Here is a 19,614-nt window from a genome sequence, read left to right as displayed (position 1 = left end):
GCTGCTGCATCTAAACCGGGGGATTAACCCCGGTTTTTGTTTTTTAGTTCAAACCTCGGCCGCTGCCGGGGAAGCTTTTCCTTGTTCCTGATAAGAAACCGCGGCGTTTGCCATTACCTTGGCGGCGATAAGCATTGCTTTTTCATCGATGTCGAATTTCGGATGGTGGTGGGGAAAGGCATGGTTTGGATTTTCGGGACGCGCTCCCGTAAAGAAAAAGGTGCCTTTTACATGCTGGAGATAATAGGCGAAATCTTCTCCGCCCATCTGCAGTTCGCTTTCTGTCACCTTTTCGACGCCTTCCGTATTCCGGGCGATATCTGCTAAAAAGCCAGTTTCCTCGGAATGATTGCAGACTGCAGGATAGCCCCTTTCATACGAGTAGTCAAAGCCTGCTCCGTGCATGGCGCAAATCCCGCTGACGACCTGTTCGATTTCTTTTTCAATAAGCGTCCGCACGTCTTCGCTGAAGGAACGGGCTGTGCCGCTTAACACGGCTTTATCCGCAATGACATTAAAGGAATTCTCTGCGACAAATGATCCGGTCGAGACGACGGCAGGCTGTATCGGATCAAGCCTGCGGCTGACGATGTGCTGAAGGGCCGAGACGATCTGCGAACCGATCAATACCGCATCCTTTGTTTTATGAGGCTGAGCGCCGTGGCCGCCTTTGCCGTTGATCGTGATCGTAAAGCGGTCAGAAGCCGCCATAATGGGACCTGCTTTGTATTGCACTGTACCGAGGGGCTCTGTTGCCCACAAGTGCGTGCCGAAAATAACGTCGACGCCGTCGAGGCAGCCGTCTTCAATCATCGGCTTTGCTCCGCCTGGTGAATACTCTTCGGCGTGCTGATGAATCATGACAAGCTTTCCTTTTAAATCGTTTTTGTTTTCATGGAAAACTTTTGCAAGGACGAGCAGTGCTGCGGTATGACCGTCATGGCCGCAGGCGTGCATGACGCCAGGAACCGTCGACCGGTAAGGAACGTCTTTTTCATCCTGGATGGGCAGGGCGTCAAAATCTGCTCTTAAAGCGATGACAGGGCCGGGCAGTCTGCCTTCGATATAGGCGAGGATGCCGCCTCCGCCGACATTCGTGCGAATCGGAACGCCGAGGGCTTCATAATAAGCCGCGATATACGCGGCTGTCTCCTTTTCCTGGAAAGAAAGCTCAGGGTGCTGGTGAAAGTGGCGTCTCAGTGCGACCATCTCATCGTAATGCTTGTCAAGCTGTTCACAGATCGTCTGCTTTAATGCGTCTGTGTTCAAACTGATTCCTCCTCTAAGGGATATCCCATTTTTTAAATTTTATGACAGTTCAAGCCGTTGTTTCAACTTGTCTGTTAAGGTTTTATAAGAGAAATAAAGCCATAACCGTTGTTGCGGTCAGCCCTGCTGCGACGGGAATGATATTAAGTCTGGCCAGTTCAAACGGGTCGACCTTGCAGATGGCCGCCAACATCTAAAACGATACAAAGGATTATATTTGACTCGACACTATTATGACTTCTCTAGGATTTTCATATTCTATAGATCCCAAAGTATATATTTAAAATTTGATTTTAAAAAAACTACCCCGGCTTGTGAAAAAATAGTAGTATTGTCAGAGAGGATAGGAGATTGAACTAAATATTATAGCTCTTTTGTATGCATTCCAAGCGGATTTTTCAGTGAATAAAATGAATTTCAAAAAATCAAAGAGCTTAATATGAATGATATAAAATCCATTGTCATTTCTAAGCCTCTATACAAGTACTTAGTCATTAAAAATAGAGAGGGTGGTCAACAAAACATGAAAGCAGAAGTAACATCATTTTCTTTTAATGCAGCTAACGGTGACATGGGATTGGAGATCTATAGTGATTTCAGTGCGGAAAACTTACAGTTATTATGGCAAAAAAGGCAGGATAGCAGCAGTTTAAGCTTATATGAGGGAAAGTTTTTTAAGTTAGTTAAGGATGACAAGATAATCAACATTCGCTTAAATATTAATGACATTATCGATGCAGAAAATCTTGACCAAAAAGATGAAATAATGTGGGACTGTTTCTTAACAGATGGAGTTGAAAAACTTAGTGTTTCTTTTCCAAACTCACTATTAAGACAATATCACTATTATTTCTTTGATTTGAATAATTTATTCAAAATTGTACCATACGTTACGAAAGGTTCTAAAACATTGGCTCTGTATGTAAGACCTGTAAGTGTTGAATGCTCCTTAGAATCTATGTCTATTAAAGAAGAAAAGATAAGCGGAGAGATAGCAATAAAATCAAACGACATAGATATCCGAAAATTTGATTTAACTTTATGCTACAGAAAAAGAGAGTGCAAGGATATATTTCATTATATTGAGACCATAGATGCCAATATAAAAATAAATTCTTTTTTATTTGAACATGATCTCAATGAAGTATTCCTTGATAAATTAGAGGAAGCGTTATGGGATTTTTTTGTGAAAGTGGAAAATGAACATAGCAGTATTTTTATTCCGGTAACCATAAAAAGTTTACCGCTTGATTCAACAACTGTTCCTTTTAATAAAGATGGTTTTTATCAAATTAAACCGCTAATAAATGAAAAAGAAACTTTAACATTACATCTAAAACAAAAAGAGTTAAAAGCTGCCGCCACTTCTGTAATTGAAATAAAAAATCATTTGAATATTAAAGGGACAGTTCCTTTCGATGATTTTTCCAATTATAGTATTGTAAGTAAACAACGCAAAGAAGTTGGAACAGCCTTTGAACACTATACAGTATTTGAAAAGAGAATAGGAATGAGTGGGAATCTTTTTGATGTTACTGTTTCCTTTGAAGATTTAATACAATTTGCTAAAGAAAAGGACATTTTGGATTTATTTATTAGATGTGAAAATACAGCAGGTGAAAAAATAGATTTACCTTTATTCGCAAAGAATAAAGACAAAATTGTATCCAGTAAAGCAGCTTTGTTTACAAACGGTTTTGGCAACTATTCAATTTGGGTTAATGTTAATAGACAATTCAATGAAAATGTTACGAATATCGCGGTTCTTGGTACTTGTTATAGCAGAAATGCGTTTAATACAATGGACTATTTCAATCCGGGATATAAAAAGTTATATAAATGTGCTTATACTCAATTTCACTCAAATATTATTAGCCTTGTTTCTGATCCTGTTGATTTTAATAAGGATGATTTTATACAAAGTGAGTTGAAAGAATCTGATATTAATTATTTGAAATCAGACTTTGAGAAGAGCTTTTTCGAAAATTTAAAAGACACCAAACCGGATTACTTAATTATTGATCTTTATGTAGACGCGTGTAGAGAAGTGATTGAGATTAATGATAGCTCTTATATTACTTTAAACTATCTGCTTCCACGGACTGCTTTTTATAAAAAATTAAAAGGGAAAAAAGTGATTTCTAGTTCTGATGCTAATGAGTACTTCGACCTTTGGGAAAAGAGCTTAGAAAAGTTCATCGAAAAATTGTTGTCAATTATCCCTGAAGATAAAATCATCCTGAACCGGGGGCGTTTAACTACAAAGTATAAAGACGCTAATAACAAAATTGTTGAGTTTCCCCACAAGGAAATTAAAAGAAACAATTATATTTGGGATAAGCTTGAGAACTGCTTCTTATACCATTTTCCAAATGTGAGAATCATTGATATGAGAAAGACAAAATATATTGGTTATCATAAACATCCATTTGGGAATAGTTATGCACATTATGAGCCGGATTATTATAAAGAATTTCTTTTCAGGTTAAACGAAATTGTATTAGAGGATATGAACAAATAAAATATGGTGATTAAATTAAGGAGAAGCAAATTCAGCTTGTAGAGAAAAATATGTTTTTTTCTGCAAGTTTTTTATTTTTGGAAATTCCATTAGAGAAAAACATCTGCAATCCACATTTTTATTAAACGGATGCTATCTGCCATATTGAAATAAACCAGCCGGTTCAAGCGAGGATTGACCAATGTTTTGATTTAACTTTTTCAATGTGAAAAATATCAATATACAGAACAATTTAACGAAGCGGATACTCCTTTTAGACAAGATAATCAGCAGTTTCGATTTTTTTTAGGCCTTTTCTTTATTATAGAAAATAAAGGCTGTCGACAAACTCTCGCACTCGTTGTCAGGCCTGCTCGCCGATTTTCATGTTAAGCAAGGAATGGCGGCTAATTGCTCAGGTGTCATGCTGAACGCCGCCGTCGCCACATCCTGTGAAAGTCGGCTGCGATGCTCGGCTTCCCTAAAACTAGACCGCTTTTGACGATAAGGCAGTCATTCGACGGAATAATAGGAAGAAATATAGGACGGACGGGAAAAGATCGTGCCTTTTTGGTTGATTCCTGCGGAAGATTGCGGTTTGTCGTGGGCCTCTTTGAATGATGTTGAATTTTTCCAGTCCTGAAACGCCTGCTCTGATTCCCAGAGCGTCAAGACGATGTACGTATCGCTGTCCTTCGGCCTGAGCACTCTCAGCGCTTTAAAGCCTGGCTGGCTTTCGATTTTTCCGGCTCTGTTTTTAAACCGGGTTTCAAACAGCGGCCGGCCTTCTTGCGTGACAGGGATATTGTTAAGAACGGAAAAACCGGTCTGTTCCAATGTTCCGGACTGATCGATGACCTCGTAGCTGTGCGGCGCCTGAAAGACGCTTTTCCCGTCAGTTTCGTGGAAAAGAACCGCAGAATCCGGTCCTTTCATAAAGAGCATGTTTTCAAGATCATGCCGCCGGGCAATCTTTTTTAAAAAATCGAGCGTTCCGTAAGTAATGTAAAAATTCACTTTTTCTCACCCCTTTTTGATAGTATAACAAAAGGACGATTTAAAATTCTATCGATCATATGCTCGAACCTTGAGGAACATAATTTGAAGAAAAAATTCCCATACTAGCTATAGAAAGGAATGAGGTGAATAGATGAGAAAGAGATTTTTCATTCCAATCATCATTGTTGTTGCAATTGTTCTTTTTGCTTTACTTGCATATATTGCGATTATATTTCTCGGCGACTATGTCATCGACGAAAAAAAGTTGATTTTCAACGCTTCTTCAAAAATCGTTGACCAAAATGGGGAGGAAATTGCAAGCCTGTATACGGAAAACCGGAGGCCCGTCTCGATCGATGAAGTGCCGGACGATGTCAAACATGCGTTTATTGCCGTTGAAGACAAGCGCTTCTATGAACATCACGGCATCGATTTAAAATCGGTGAGCCGGGCTGTGTACAGAGATATTTTAGCGGGAAGCAAAGTCGAAGGGGGAAGCACGATTACCCAGCAGCTCGCCAAAAACATCTTTTTGACACATGACAAAACATTTTTAAGAAAAACAAAAGAAGTCATTATCGCCATTAATTTGGAGCGGGACTACAGCAAGGACAAGCTGCTGGAAATGTACCTGAACCAGCTTTACTTCGGACACGGCGTATACGGGATTCAGGAAGCGGCCAATTATTTTTTCGATAAAGATGTTAAGGATTTAACGGTCAGCGAGGGAGCGGTGCTGGCTTCGCTTCCAAAAGCGCCGACAACGTATTCTCCGATTCTCCATCCGGATAAATCGAGAGAGCGGCGCAACGTGATCCTCGGCATGATGAACGAACAAGGATATATCAGCTCGAAGGAAACGGTAAGGGCTCAAGGGAGCACATTGGGGCTGCATGTCAAAGAAACGTCAAAACATCCCTGGCTTGCCAGCTATATCGACCTTGTCATAAAAGAAGCGGAAGACCGATATTCGATTTCAGGCGACCAGCTTCTCCGGGGCGGTTATACGATCACTGTTCCGCTTGACCCTTCCGTCCAAAAAGCCGCCTACACCTTGATGAAACAGGACGGCTATTTTCCGGGCACAGACGATAAAGCCGAAGGGAGCGCCGTGTTTATCGATAACAAGACAGGCGGTGTGATCGCGGCGATCGGAGGCAGGGATTATGTGTCAAAAGGGTATAACAGAGCCGTTGCTTCAAGGCAGCCCGGTTCGACGTTTAAGCCGCTTGCCGTCTACGGGCCGGCTCTTGAAGAAAAGCTGTTCAAGCCCTATTCGCTGCTTGAGGATAAGCAGCTTTCATATGACGGCTATTCACCTAAAAATTATGACGGACAATATGAAGGAAAGGTGTCGATGGTCGATGCTTTGACATACAGCAAAAATGCGCCCGCTGTATGGACATTGCAAGAGGTCGGCATTGAAACCGTCAAGCCTTATTTAAGCCGTTTGGGGATGAACATCCCGGATGAAGGCCTCGCACTCGGGCTCGGCGGGCTGCAACAAGGCGTGTCACCGCTTGAAGTGGCAGGCGCCTATCGGACGTTCGCCAATATGGGAGAGTATGAGAAGCCTTACTTCATCCAAAAGATTCGTGATGAAAGCGGAAATGTTTTATACAGCCATAAAAAGAAGCCTGAAAGGGTGTTCAGCAGGCAAACGGCCTGGTATATGACGAGAATGCTCCAAGAGGTTGTCAGGAGCGGAACGGGCAAAGCGGGCGGATTTTCCGGAGAAATAGCCGGAAAGACAGGCTCGACGACGTACACCGGAAAAGAGGGAGCAACAAATGACGCATGGTTTGCAGGCTATACCCCTAAAGTTACCGGAGCCGTCTGGATGGGCTATGATAAATCCGATGAAAAGCACTATTTAACAGGAGGAAGTTCGTATCCGACAAGGCTTTATAAAGATATTTTAAAGCGTTCCAATCAAAAGCCTGCTGCCTTTAAAAAGCCTGAAGGAGTCAAGGATCTGGACAGGCCGATTCATCTCGAGGATTTGGACAGCGCAGAGGCCGGTTATTCCTTCACGCCGATGGGTTTGATTACGGTATCGCTAAAATGGCATGAGCAAGAGGATAAACGGGCCGAATACAGAATATATGAAAAGAAAAACGGAAAAGAGAGGCTGGTGGACACCGTCAAGGGAAAAGGAAGCTGCGACATTCCTTATGCAAATCTCTTTTCTGACGCGGCCTACAGGATTGTTCCGTACAATCCGCAGACGAAAGAGGAGGGGAATGGAACAGACTTTATTGAGGCAAGAGTCTTCCCTTCAGGTCATTAGCTGCTCGAAATTCATCAATTTCTTGAACATTAAGTCTCATGAGTATACCGTTTCCAAAAAAAACGGTATATTTGAAGGAGTAATTTTGCGAACGTATGGTTGCAGTCTGAAAGGTGGAAATCATTGTGAAAAACGACAAGGCTTTTAATGATGCGTTTTTAAAAGCGTGCCGCGGAGAAAAAAGCGCCCATGTACCTGTATGGTACATGAGGCAGGCCGGCAGGTCACAGCCGGAGTACAGGGCGCTAAAGGAGAAATACGGATTGTTTGAAATTACCCATCAGCCTGAACTGTGCGCTTATGTGACAAGGCTGCCCGTCGAACAGTACGGGGTGGACGCGGCCATTCTTTATAAGGATATTATGACACCGCTTCCGGGAATTGGCGTAAATGTCGAAATCAAAAACGGAATCGGTCCTGTCATCGACAATCCGATCGCCTCGGCAAAAGACGTCGAAGCGCTCGGCGAACTTGAGCCGGAAGAGCACATTCCATATGTGCTTGAGACGATTAAGCTGCTGACGGAGGAGCAGCTGAACGTGCCGCTGATCGGTTTTACAGGAGCTCCATTTACATTGGCAAGCTATATGATAGAAGGCGGACCGTCGAAAAACTACAATAAAACGAAAGCGTTTATGTACAGCCAACCTGACGCATGGAGCAAGCTGATGGAGAAGCTTGCCCGGATGGCGGCAGTCTACGTAAAAGCCCAAATCAAAGCCGGGGCAAAAGCGATCCAGGTGTTTGATTCATGGGTCGGAGCGCTCAGCGCCGATGATTACCGCCGCTATATCAAGCCGGCGATGGACGGGCTGTTTACAGAGCTCAAAAAAGAAGGCGTGCCGCTGATCATGTTCGGTGTTGGCGCGAGTCATCTCGCCCGCGACTGGCATGATCTTTCCCTCGATGTCGTCGGACTCGACTGGCGCATGAGCATAAAGGAGGCCCGGGAAAAAGGCCTGACCAAGACCCTTCAGGGAAATCTCGACCCGTCAATATTGCTTGCTCCTTGGGAAGTCATCGAGCAGAGGACGAAAAAAATACTTGATGAGGGTATGCAGACGGACCGGTTTATTTTTAACCTCGGCCACGGCATCTTTCCGGAAGTCAGCCCTGAAACGCTGAAAAAATTGACGGCATTTGTTCATGAGTATTCCGCCTCAAAAAAATCGAGCCTGATTCCATGAGCATTTCAGTTGGTGTTTTTCGATATAAACTGTCAAAATACGTATAGATCTAGATCTTTAAAGAGGTGTTCATGTTGGGTAAAAAGAAAATGGGGCTTCTCGTGATGGCGTACGGAACGCCGTACAAGGAAGAGGATATCGAACGGTATTATACGCATATCAGAAGAGGCAGAAAGCCGGAGCCTGACATGCTCCAGGATTTAAAAGACCGCTATAAAGCGATCGGCGGAATATCTCCTCTTGCTAAAATTACCGTGGAGCAGGCGGAGCAGCTCGAAAAGCGTTTAAACGAACTGCAGGATGACGTTACTTTTAAAGCATACATCGGCCTGAAGCATATCGAGCCTTTTATTGAGGATGCCGTCCAACAGATGCACAACGACGGTATAACGGAGGCGGTCAGCCTTGTGCTGGCGCCGCACTTTTCGACGTTCAGCGTTCAATCGTACAACAAACGGGCGAATGCGGAAGCAGAAGAAGCCGGCTTAGCGATCACATCTATTAACAGCTGGTATGATGAGCCGAAATTTATTGCGTATTGGGCTGATCAGATTAAAAAGATATATGCAGGGATGCCGCCGGAAGAGCGCGAAAAAGCCGTGCTGATCGTTTCGGCGCACAGCCTTCCCGAAAAGATCGTCAGCATGGGGGATCCTTATCCCGAGCAGCTTGAGGAATCAGCGAGGCTGATCGCCGAAAAAGCCGGGGTAAAAGAGTATGCCGTCGGCTGGCAAAGCGAAGGGAACACGCCTGATCCTTGGCTGGGACCCGACGTACAGGATCTGACGCGGGACTTGTCAGAACAAAAAGGCTATAAAGCCTTTGTCTACGCTCCTGTCGGTTTCGTAGCCGACCATTTGGAAGTGCTGTACGATAATGACTATGAATGCCGGATCGTAACAGATGATATCGGAGCAAGCTACTACAGACCGGACATGCCGAATGCGAAACCGCAGTTTATCGATGCTTTGGCGTCCGTCGTATTAAAACGATTGGAGAAAGAACAGTAAAGAAGGCGATTTTATATGAGTGGAGAACGTAAGCAGATTGTCATTATCGGCGGCGGGATTACCGGATTGGCCGCCGCCTTCTACTTGGAGAGGGAAATCAAGAAGAACGGTCTCCCCGCCGAAGTGACGCTTGTTGAAGCGAGCCCGAGACTAGGCGGAAAGATCCAGACCGTTCATAAAGACGGCTATATCGTTGAAAAGGGACCGGACTCGTTTTTGGAACGAAAACAGAGCGCTCCCCAGCTTGTCAAGGATCTGGGGCTGGGGCATCTGCTTGTGAACAATGCGATAGGCCAGTCTTATGTTCTCGTAAATGAAACGCTCTATCCGATTCCCGAAGGGGCTGTCATGGGCGTTCCGACAAAAGTCGGTCCTTTTTTAACGACAGGGCTTTTTTCTTTGCAGGGAAAACTGAGGGCAGGGATGGACTTGGTGCTGCCAGCGAGCAAACCGCAGGACGATCAGTCGCTCGGCGAGTTTTTTAGAAGGCGCGTCGGCGGCGAAGTGGTTGAAAACCTGATTGAGCCGCTCCTCTCAGGCATTTATGCCGGAGATATCGACCGCCTCAGCCTGATGTCGACGTTTCCGCAGTTTTATCAAACCGAGCAGAAGTACAGAAGCCTCATTCTCGGAATGAAAAAATCGGCCGGTAATAAAAGCAAGCAAGCAGCGGCGCCCGTTAAAAAGAAAGGACAGTTTCAGACGCTGAAAACCGGCTTGCAGGCGATTGTCGAAGAGCTGGAAAAGAAGCTCGAGCTGACGAAAATCTACAAAGGCACCAAGGCCGTCGGCATTGAACGAGGACAACATTACAGCTTCAAGCTTGACAACGGCATTGTTCTTCATGCGGATGCTGCCGTCATCGCTGCTCCTCATAAAGCGATTGCCGCGATGTTTCCAGACGAGGATTGGCTTTTAGGCATGCGGGAGATGGTCTCAACGTCTGTCGCCAATGTAGCGCTCGGCTTTCCTGAGGAAGCCGTAAAGATGGAGCATGAAGGCACGGGTTTTGTGATCTCAAGAAACAGCGATTTCTCCATTACCGCCTGCACGTGGACGAACAAAAAATGGCCCCATACGACGCCGGAAGGCAAAGTTCTGCTTAGGGCTTACGTCGGAAAAGCGGGGGATGAATCTGTCGTCGAGCAGTCTGACAATGAAATGGTCAGGATTGTGCTGGAAGATTTGAAGAGGATCATGAAAATCGAAGGCGAGCCGGAAATGACCTGTATCACGAGATGGAACGAGGCTATGCCGCAGTATCATGTCGGCCACAAAGAACGAATCAAAAAGGTAAGGGAAGGCCTTCAAACGTCATACCCCGGCATTTTCGTGACGGGCGCTTCCTTCGAAGGCGTCGGAATCCCGGATTGCATCGACCAGGGCAAACAGGCCGTAAAAGACGTGCTTGCCCATTTATTTGAATAAATAATGTAAAAAGCTGCCCGAAAGTGAAATGAAGTGACCCCCAAAAGTTAGACAGCTTATTTTCTCAAGTAACATGACTGGCATGAATCCGGTATTGTACTGGGCTCATGCCTTTTAATTTTGCCTTGATCCGTTTGTGATTATAGTAATCGATATATGTTACGAGCTCTTGTTTAAAATGCTCGATGCTTTGAAATTCGTTGAAATGGATAAACTCTGATTTTAAAATACCAAAGAAACTTTCAATGACCGCGTTATCGTAACAGTTTCCCTTACGAGACATACTTTGAATAATATTTCGTTCCTTTAGGGCGTGGCGATACTGTTTCATTTGATAGTGCCAGCCCTGATCGGAGTGAATCAACAGATTTTCTTTATCTGTCAGCTGTTCAAATGATTTTTCCAACATCTCGGATACCAATGAATACGTTGGCCTGGATCCAATTGTATAAGCAATGATTTCGCCATTAAATAAATCAAGCATTGGCGATAAATAGAGCTTCTCCCCAAATAATTTAAATTCCGTGATATCTGTTACCCATTTCATCTTCGGCTTTTCCGCCTTGAAATTCCGCTCTAGCCTGTTTGGTGCCACCGTGCCGGTTTCTCCTTTATACGAACGGTATTTTTTCATCCGTACGAGACATTTCAACCCCAGTTCCTTCATGAGGCGATATATTTTTTTATGATTCATTTGATATCCCCGGTTTTTAAGCTCGTCGCGTATCCGGCGGTACCCGTAACGGCCTTTATGTTCATGATAAATCGATTGAATCAGTGTTTTTAATTTGGCATCTTTGTCTGGAAGACCGAAGGTTTTGACCCAGTAATAATACGTACTGCGCGGAATTCCAGCCAGTTTAAGCAGGGCTTTTACCGGAAATTCAGTCCTTAGTTCAAATACTACTTGGGCCTTTTCTTGTTTTGTAATTTTTCCTTGTTTTGAACTAAGGTATTCAACTTTTTTAAGTAGGCATTCTCCATTCGCAGACGTTCAATTTCAGCCTGCATGGCTTCCACTGATCCTTCTTGCGGTGTTTGTTTCTTCGTTCTTTTTTGATTTTTCTTTGTCATTGACGGCCGCCCCTTTTTCATCGGTTTTAGGGCATCGATTCCTCCGGTTTCGAACAGTTTCTGCCATTGAGCCACCGTAGAAGGTGCTTGAATATTGAAGATGGCGGCTGTTTCACGGATCGACGTCCCATTTTCGATCATATAGTGAAGTACCTTCAGTTTATCTTCTACAGAATAGGTTGTATAGAGTTTTTGAAACGCACTTTCTCCATGGTAATGGTATTTGCGAATCCATACCTGAAACACACCTGACGAAACACCGATCTCTCTGGCGATTGTTTTATGCCCTTCCCTACCCGCAAGATACCTTTTGACCGCTTGTATTTTTTCCTCAGCTGTAAATTTAGCCATAAAAAACTGCACCTCCGATTGTTAGATGGTGTCTAACAATTGGGGTGCAGTTCAAAACGGCAGCTTTTTTATTTTGGCTTATATTGCGGCTCCACATAAACAGAGTCTGAAAATGGAAAAAATAAAATTTAAAATATTGCATTTTACATGTGAATATGTTAAATTTACATTCTGTACTTAATGACCAAAATGTTCAAATAGTCATTTTTGGAGTGAGAAAACATGACCATCGACCGGAAAGCACTGATCATCGATGCGGCTACAAAATCGTTTACGCAATTCGGATACAAAGCGACGACAATGGATCTTGTGGCAAAGCTCGCAAATGTCGGGAAAGGGACGATTTATACCTTTTTCAAAAACAAAGAAGAATTATTCGACGAAATCATTTCTTCGCTGTTAATGGAAATGAAACAAACGGCTGACAATGCGATTGATCCCGACCTGCCATTCCACGAAAATGCACATCGTGCGCTGATCGCCATATTGGAGTACAGAAAAAGGCACCAGCTGACGATCAAAATTTTTCAGGAAGGCGCAGAACTGGGCACACATGCCGTAAGGGAAGTCATTGAAAAGTTTGAGCACATGATTATCAGCTACATCGAGAAAAAAATTAAAGAAGCGATTAAAAATGGCGATATTAAACCGTGTAACCCTGAACTGAATGCATTTGTCATTTTTAAGCTGTATATTGCGCTTATCTTTGATTGGGAAAAACACCATGAACCATTAAAGAAAGAAGAAATAGCAGAAACGCTGAAACTGTATATTGTCAAAGGATTATCCCAATAGATCATTCTTTCTTTTTTTAGGGGTGCGGCCAATATAGAGAAAGCGGTCATCAATTAGGAGGCGTATCAACGATGAATGTACTACGACACCAGTGGAGAGAACTGATAACAAATAAAAAGCTGCTGATTTCCGTGATCGGTGTTCTCTTTATTCCGCTGATTTACAGCAGCGTATTCTTGGCGGCATACTGGGACCCCTACGGACATGTCGACCAGCTTCCCGTAGCCGTTGTCAATTCTGACAAGGGAGCGACGTATGAAGGGAAGGATCTTCACATCGGCGATGATCTTATTAAAGAGCTGAAGAAGAACAAAAAATTCGACTGGCATTTTACGACGAAAGAAAAGGCGTTGACAGGCCTGGAAAACGAAGAATATTACATGGTCGTTGAAATTCCCGGGGATTTTTCCAAAGATGCCAGCACGGTCATGAATAAGCATCCGAAAAAGCTGAATCTCATTTATCATACAAATGCCGGACGAAATTACGTCGGCGCCCAAATCAGCGATAAGGCGATTGAGCAGCTCCAGCATTCGATCGGCTCAGAAATCAGCGAACAGTATGCAGAAGTGATCTTTGACAACTTCGGAAAAATCGCCAAAGGGCTCGGCAAAGCAAGCTCAGGCGCGGAAAAGCTGAATGAAAGCTTAAAAGATGCAAAAAGCGGAAGCAAGAAGCTCAAAGAGAACCTTGAAAAATTGGCAAAAAGCCAAATCACATTCGATAACGGAATGGGCCGGTTCGGCACAGCATTCAATACGTTGAATGAAAAAATCCATGACCTTGATTCTGCGCTCGGACAATTCCAGGAAAAGGGGGGACAGCTTTACAACGGAGCCTACCAGCTGCAGCAGGGCATGCCGCAGATCGTGGCGGGATTGGAGAAAATGAATGAAAAAGCCCAAGCGATTAGCAAATTTGAAGACGCGATTTCATCGGAGAAAATTGCACAGCTTGAAACCGCGCTGACAAACGCAGAGCAGGCGAAAAAAGAAATCAGCAGGATTTCAGATGACATTACAAAGCTTGAAGGGGCCTTGAAAAATCAAAACAGTCAAGTGAAGCAAATTATTGAATCCAGCAACATTTTGACGGATGAACAAAAAGCGGCGCTGTCAAAGCAGGTTGATCAAAAGATGGACGAAGTCAAACTGCCGGAACTTGACCGCCTCAAAGCCCAGATTCCGGATATGAGCAAGCTTCCTGACCTTTCGGGCATCAAACAGAAGCTTAACGATTTAAAACAGCTCCCCGGCTCGGTCAATAAGCTTTATAAAGGCTCTGAAAAAATTCAAACCGGACTCGACAGTCTGGCGAAAGGACAGGCGGCTTATAACGAAAAATTCGCCGAAGCGAGAAGCGGTTCTTCCAAAATCGCCGAAGGCAGCCAGACATTGAAAGAGAAGTTTGGCGAATTGCAGGATGCTTCAGGAAAGCTGAAAGACGCTTCTTCCAAGCTGGCATCTGGGGCAAAAACGCTTGATGAAGGTTTAGGAAAGATTACCGAGGGCAGCGGCAAGCTGTCAAGCCAGCTGGCCGACGCGGCTGATCAGACGGGCGGCATACAGGCAGGTGAACAAAATTACAATATGTTCTCAGACCCTGTCAACGTCAAAGGCGAAAAAATCACAAAAGTTTCAAATTACGGAACGGGTTTAACACCGTACATTTTATCGCTCGGATTATTCGTCGGCGCGTTGATGATCACCGTTGTGTTTGACGTGAAAGAGCCGGCAAGCCGGCCTGAATCTGCAATCGGCTGGTTCATTAGCAAATTCAGCATTCTCTTACCGGTCGGCATTCTTCAGGCTGTGATCGCATGCACGGTCATTCTCTTCGGCATCGGCCTTGATGTGCAAAGCGTCTGGAGATTCTATCTGTTCAGCATCATCATGAGCATCACGTGTCTTGCGCTCATTCAGTTCCTTGCGGCAACAATGGGTAATCCGGGCCGCTTCATCGCCGTGATCCTGCTCGTGCTTCAGCTCGGCGGAAGCGGAGGAACGTTCCCGCTGGCGCTTGTGCCAAGGTTCTTCCAAATCATCCACTCCGCTCTGCCTATGACGTACAGCATCGCAGGCTACAGAGCGATTATTTCCAGCGGGGATTATGCTTTCATGTGGGAGCAAGCGGCGATTCTCGGGGGAATAGCCGTCGCCATGATGGCGTTGACTATCCTTTATTTCTGGAGGCTGCTGAGAAAAGAGAAAATAGAGGAGCAGCCTGCCTGATCGAAAAAACACCTTTATCGACGATAAAGGTGTTTTTCTTTTAAAGGGTTCACTTTCAGGAAGCGGAAACGCCCCATTTTATGAGCAGCCCCGTATATGTAAAACCTCCGCCAAAGCCGTAAAGAATCAGTGTATCTCCTTCTTTTAACTTGTCGTGTTTAACGGCTTCATTGAGCGCGAGAACGATCGAAGCCGATGACGTATTGCCGAACCATTCGACACTTGTCAGCGCTTTTTCGACCGGAATTCCCGCTTTTTCACAAATCGATTCGATCATTCTCATATTGGCGCTGTGAGGGACGAACCAATCGATGTCTTCGAGCTCCATTTGCGCCTGTTCAAGCAGCAGTTTAATTCCTTCGGGAATGGACCTGGCCGCCCATTTATATACTTCGCGTCCGTTTTGCACCATTTTTCCGGCGCCGGCAAGCTCTTCCCCCTTTAAATCGCTTCGCAAACCCGTTCTGTACAAATGACGGGCGCCGTCTCCTTTTGTGCCCTGGACAAATGTAATAAAGCTTGGGGATGAGTCTTCGCGCTCGACAAGCAAGGCGCCTGCCCCGTCGCCAAACAATACACACGATGTGCGGTCTGTATAATCCGTCACTTTCGACAGCGACTCCCCGGCAACCACGAGAATTTTCCGGTGCAGTCCTGAGGTGATCAGGCCGTTTGCCGCATGGAGGCCATATGTTAATCCGGCGCATGTCGCATTTAAATCGAACGCTCCGATGTCACTCCATCCGAAATGATCCTGAATTTGGCACGCTGTGCTGGGAAAAGCATAGTCTGCCGTCGTTGTTGAAACAATGATCATATCAAGGCCGTCCAATGCGCCCGGGTATCTGTTTTGTAAATTTTCTACAGCTTTAATGCAAAGGTCTGAAGTAAATTCCTGCTCGGATGTCAGCCGTCTTTCTTTCATGCCTGTCCGCTGAACGATCCATTCGTCAGAGGTATCGACGATTTTTTCTAAATCTTCATTTGTCAGCCGCTTTTCCGGAACATAAGCCCCGATGGCTGATATACGTGCTTTTGATAAAGTTTTCAAGATGATCACGCTCCTTTTTTACATTATAACACCTAGTATTAGTATCTGGTACTAATTTTTTATTCTAATTGAGTAATGTATACTATATAAATAACGTAAAGGGAGGAATGAAAATGTCATCTGTTCAGGAAACGATGCAGCTTATTAAAGAGCTCGTCTCAATTCCGAGCCCGACCGGAAATACATATCAGATCATAGAGCATATTCATCAGCTTCTGCAGGAGCAGGGAGTCGAAACAAGGCTCAATCGTAAAGGAGGGCTGATCGCCACGATTCCGGGGCGCGACAAGTCGAAGCACAGGATGTTGACTGCCCACGTCGATACACTCGGCGCGATGGTGAAGGAAATCAAACCGGACGGAAGGCTGAAAATCGATTTAATCGGCGGTTTTCGGTACAACTCAATCGAAGGCGAATATTGCCGGATCGAAACGTCCTCAGGCAAGACTTACACGGGCACGATTTTAATGCATCAAACGTCAGTTCACGTCTATAAAGACGCGGGAAAAGCCGAACGCAGCCAGAAAAACATGGAGGTCCGCATCGATGAACCGGTTCATCATGCAGAGGATACGAGGGCGCTCGGGATCAATGTCGGTGATTTCATTTCCTTTGATCCGCGGGTCGAAATTACGCCGAGCGGATTTATCAAATCGCGCCACCTTGATGATAAAGCAAGCGTAGCCCTTTTGCTCCAGCTGATCAAACAGATCAAAAGGGAAGAAATCAGACTTCCGTACACGACTCATTTTTTGATTTCCAATAATGAGGAAATCGGATACGGAGGCAATTCGAATATTCCGTCCGAAACCGTCGAATATTTGGCTGTTGACATGGGAGCGATTGGCGATGGGCAATCGTCTGATGAATATACGGTATCGATCTGTGTGAAAGATTCGAGCGGCCCTTATCATTACGGCCTCAGAAAACGGCTTGTCGAGCTTTGCGAAAAGCACGGCATCCGCTACAAGCTCGATATTTACCCGTATTACGGGTCTGACGCCTCGGCGGCCATAAAAGCGGGGCATGATATCGTCCACGGCTTGATCGGTCCGGGAATAGACGCTTCACACGCATTTGAAAGAACGCACCAATCATCATTGGAGCATACGGCCGAGCTTCTGTACCGATATGTCCGGTCTGATATGGCGTGACGCCGTGGCTCCGTATGAAAAAAACCCGAAAGGAACTGGAGTCCTTTCGGGCCAAGAAATGTGGAAGCTTTCATTTTTGAATGAATGTTCTATTTACCAATAATCATAATGTTTCTTGCAATCGTAGTAGTAATCATACTTTTTATGATCATAGTAATAATCATGCTTCTTATAGCAAGGATAGTAGTAGTAGTAATAGTAGTAGTATTTTTTGCAGTCATGATCTTTTTTGTGGTAATCATGGTAATAACACATAGAACTTCCCTCCTGTTTCTATCTTAATGTAGCTACGATATATCGTATGGCAGGCAGAGGGAGGTTGCTTGGACAGGTTGATTGATCAAACGGTATATTTTTATAAAAAACGCACGTTTTCCGCTAACGGACAACGTGCGTTTTTCTTTTATTTGCTGTTCGGCTGTCAGCCGGACATTTTCATATCGATCGGTTCGCGATTGTTCAATACGGCATCGCCTTTTTGCGCATCGTATTCGCCTTCCCATTTTGACATGACGACAGCCGCAAGGGCGTTTCCTGTCAGGTTGACGACTGTGCGGGCCATGTCCATAATCCGGTCGACCCCGGCGATGAAGGCTAGTCCTTCAGCAGGCACGCCGATCGTGCCCAATGTCGCAAGCAGCACGACAAACGATGTACCAGGAACCGCAGCCATTCCTTTTGAAGTTACCATCAGCACGAGCACCAGCGTAATCTGCTGGCCAATTGACAGATCGATTCCGGAGGCCTGAGCTAGAAACAGAGCGGCAATCGCCTGATACAGAACAGACCCGTCGAGGTTAAAGGTATAGCCGATCGGGATGACGAATGAGACAATGCCCTTTGGACAACCGATCTTTTCCATCTTCTCCATGACACGGGGAAGAACAGTTTCTGAGCTTGATGTACTATAAGCTAGCAATAATTCATCTTTCATATAGGCTAAAAATTTAAATATATTGATGCCGGCCATTTTTCCGACGATGCCGAAAACGATGATCAGGAAAACGGCAAGGGCGGCATAAACCAAAATGACAAGTTTTCCTAATGACACCAGTGAACCAAAACCAAATTTGGAAACGGTTACCCCGATCAAGGCAAAAACGCCGAACGGAGCGAATTTCATGACAAGGTTGACGACATGGAACATCGCCTGTGAAGTGGCTTCGAAAAACGCAAGCACAGGTTTCCCTTTTTCGCCAATCGCTGAAATTCCAAGTGCGAAAAATACGGTAAAGCAGATTATCGCAAGTAAATCGCCTTCAGCTAGAGATTGGAAAAAGTTTGTTGGCACAATATGAAGAAACGTTTCTGCGACCGTTTTGGTGCTGGCCTCTTTTTCGGTTTCGACATACTGGCTGATATCGGTTTTTTCGCCGCTGCTATAATGAACGCCGTGTCCGGGTTGGAAAACGTTCGCCAGAACAAGGCCGAGCAGAATCGCGAAAGTTGTAATAATCTCAAAATAGAGAATAGTCCGAAATCCAAGTCGGCCGACTTTTTTGCCGCTCCCCGCTCCTGCGACTCCGACAACTAGACTTGACACGACGATTGGAATCACAATCATTTTAATTAATCTTAGAAATAAATCCCCCACCGGCTTAAGATAGGTTTCTATGGCAGGATTGCCAAACCAGATGGCGCCGACTGCGACACCTAAAATGAGCCCGAGGAAAATTTGAGCTGCTAATCCGAATTTAAATTTCTTCTTCATAGATGCCCTCCCAACGTAAGTTTTTTCATTATATAAAAATATTAAATAATGACACGATTACATCCAGTATATCCGAAAAAAAAGGATCTCGTCTATAAAAAAAATTTGGTTTTCTTCTGTCTGAATTTTCAGATATAGTATATTGATCATGCTGACAGGGAGTTGGAAGTGCCGGGAACGGGGTTTTTATACCTATTTCGTCTAGATCATTATAATCAAAATTATCCTATGTGGCAAAAATGACTCTCTTTTTGCCTAACTTTTGTGACAAAAAAACGCTCCGGAGTTCAAATCTCCTCCGGAGCGTTTTTTTAAAAAATTTAAAGATCTTTCAGCTTTAGGCAATTGCAGCACGTATTTCCGTAGCATTCATGCTGTTCTTCGATTTCGCGGCCGCATTCCGTACATTTTTTGGCAGGCAGGTTCCTGAAAAATTCCGTGATTTTTCCGAGCATCGCGCATCCCCCATTCCTTTAATTGTTAACATTGTATTATAACAGATACGAAAAGGTCAATGTCTGTTTTATGACAAAAATATAAAACATGCAATTTTTAAGAAAAATG

At 44.5% G+C, this 19,614-nt stretch carries 15 protein-coding genes and 1 pseudogene; 8 read left to right on the top strand and 8 right to left on the bottom strand.

Annotated elements, in window-relative coordinates; translation table 11 throughout:
* Positions 1–48: 48 nt before the first annotated feature.
* Together MHB78_RS18090 and MHB78_RS18085 are read right to left on the bottom strand one after the other, a co-directional pair.
* Positions 49–1,269 (bottom strand): M20 family metallopeptidase, encoded by a 1,221-nt coding sequence (locus MHB78_RS18090; protein WP_046130839.1) that lies wholly within the window; start codon positions 1,267–1,269, stop codon positions 49–51.
* A gap of 82 nt (positions 1,270–1,351) precedes the next feature.
* Positions 1,352–1,459, bottom strand: a pseudogene (locus MHB78_RS18085) (MFS transporter); the annotation flags it as partial.
* Positions 1,460–1,792: 333 nt separating this feature from the next.
* Between MHB78_RS18085 and MHB78_RS18080 the strand changes: the two are divergent.
* Positions 1,793–3,790, top strand: a complete 1,998-nt coding sequence (locus MHB78_RS18080; RefSeq protein WP_128747941.1) for a DUF6270 domain-containing protein — start codon at positions 1,793–1,795, stop codon at positions 3,788–3,790.
* Between the two features lie 492 nt (positions 3,791–4,282).
* On the opposite strand, the gene MHB78_RS18075 is transcribed toward MHB78_RS18080, so the two are convergent.
* The gene (locus MHB78_RS18075) at positions 4,283–4,786 is read right to left on the bottom strand and encodes an antibiotic biosynthesis monooxygenase (RefSeq protein WP_046130838.1); all 504 of its coding nucleotides are present in this window, start codon (positions 4,784–4,786) and stop codon (positions 4,283–4,285) included.
* Between the two features lie 133 nt (positions 4,787–4,919).
* Between MHB78_RS18075 and MHB78_RS18070 the strand changes: the two genes are divergently transcribed.
* The 4 genes from MHB78_RS18070 to hemY all read left to right on the top strand — a co-directional run bounded on the left by MHB78_RS18070 (position 4,920) and on the right by hemY (position 10,683).
* Complete coding sequence (locus tag MHB78_RS18070; RefSeq protein ID WP_046130837.1) at positions 4,920–7,058, top strand: transglycosylase domain-containing protein; 2,139 nt, start codon at positions 4,920–4,922, stop codon at positions 7,056–7,058.
* A 125-nt stretch (positions 7,059–7,183) separates the two neighbouring features.
* A complete protein-coding gene (gene hemE, locus MHB78_RS18065; RefSeq protein WP_152654484.1) occupies positions 7,184–8,245 on the top strand; it encodes a uroporphyrinogen decarboxylase in 1,062 nt (353 codons plus the stop codon).
* A gap of 74 nt (positions 8,246–8,319) precedes the next feature.
* Positions 8,320–9,255, top strand: a complete 936-nt coding sequence (gene hemH, locus MHB78_RS18060) for a ferrochelatase (RefSeq protein WP_046130851.1) — start codon at positions 8,320–8,322, stop codon at positions 9,253–9,255.
* A 15-nt stretch (positions 9,256–9,270) separates the two neighbouring features.
* On the top strand, positions 9,271–10,683 hold the full coding sequence (hemY, locus tag MHB78_RS18055; RefSeq protein WP_046130836.1) for a protoporphyrinogen oxidase: 1,413 nt from the start codon (positions 9,271–9,273) through the stop codon (positions 10,681–10,683).
* A 64-nt stretch (positions 10,684–10,747) separates the two neighbouring features.
* Here hemY and MHB78_RS18050 read toward each other — a convergent pair.
* Positions 10,748–12,108 (bottom strand): IS3 family transposase gene (locus tag MHB78_RS18050; protein WP_099047013.1). Its coding sequence is split into 2 segments (ribosomal slippage): positions 10,748–11,637 and positions 11,637–12,108, totalling 1,362 coding nucleotides; the frame shifts between segments, so codons are not numbered across the junction.
* 222 nt (positions 12,109–12,330) lie between these two features.
* Here MHB78_RS18050 and MHB78_RS18045 point away from each other — a divergent pair.
* Positions 12,331–12,903, top strand: a complete 573-nt coding sequence (locus MHB78_RS18045) for a TetR/AcrR family transcriptional regulator (protein ID WP_046128900.1) — start codon at positions 12,331–12,333, stop codon at positions 12,901–12,903.
* Between the two features lie 71 nt (positions 12,904–12,974).
* Positions 12,975–15,134 (top strand): YhgE/Pip domain-containing protein, encoded by a 2,160-nt coding sequence (locus MHB78_RS18040; RefSeq protein WP_046128899.1) that lies wholly within the window; start codon positions 12,975–12,977, stop codon positions 15,132–15,134.
* 55 nt (positions 15,135–15,189) lie between these two features.
* Here MHB78_RS18040 and MHB78_RS18035 read toward each other — a convergent pair whose 3' ends face one another.
* Positions 15,190–16,185, bottom strand: coding sequence for a ketoacyl-ACP synthase III (locus MHB78_RS18035; protein WP_046128898.1), 996 nt, complete (start codon positions 16,183–16,185; stop codon positions 15,190–15,192).
* 113 nt (positions 16,186–16,298) lie between these two features.
* Here MHB78_RS18035 and MHB78_RS18030 point away from each other — a divergent pair, with 113 nt between their 5' ends.
* The gene (locus MHB78_RS18030; protein ID WP_046128897.1) at positions 16,299–17,339 is read left to right on the top strand and encodes a M42 family metallopeptidase; all 1,041 of its coding nucleotides are present in this window, start codon (positions 16,299–16,301) and stop codon (positions 17,337–17,339) included.
* A 93-nt stretch (positions 17,340–17,432) separates the two neighbouring features.
* On the opposite strand, the gene MHB78_RS18025 is transcribed toward MHB78_RS18030, so the two are convergent.
* The 3 genes from MHB78_RS18025 to yhfH all read right to left on the bottom strand — a co-directional run bounded on the left by MHB78_RS18025 (position 17,433) and on the right by yhfH (position 19,505).
* A complete protein-coding gene (locus tag MHB78_RS18025) occupies positions 17,433–17,594 on the bottom strand; it encodes a hypothetical protein (RefSeq protein ID WP_164918139.1) in 162 nt (53 codons plus the stop codon).
* Positions 17,595–17,760: 166 nt separating this feature from the next.
* Positions 17,761–19,050: a cation:dicarboxylase symporter family transporter gene (locus MHB78_RS18020; RefSeq protein ID WP_046128896.1), complete on the bottom strand. Its 1,290-nt coding sequence runs from the start codon at positions 19,048–19,050 to the stop codon at positions 17,761–17,763.
* A 320-nt stretch (positions 19,051–19,370) separates the two neighbouring features.
* Positions 19,371–19,505, bottom strand: a complete 135-nt coding sequence (yhfH, locus tag MHB78_RS18015) for a protein YhfH (RefSeq protein WP_065894221.1) — start codon at positions 19,503–19,505, stop codon at positions 19,371–19,373.
* Positions 19,506–19,614: the final 109 nt, after the last annotated feature.

It is taken from the genome of Bacillus sp. FSL K6-0138, assembly GCF_037982765.1.
In the GTDB taxonomy this organism is placed as follows: Bacteria; Bacillota; Bacilli; order Bacillales; family Bacillaceae; genus Bacillus; species Bacillus glycinifermentans.
This window is presented reverse-complemented; position numbering and strand designations above follow the sequence as displayed.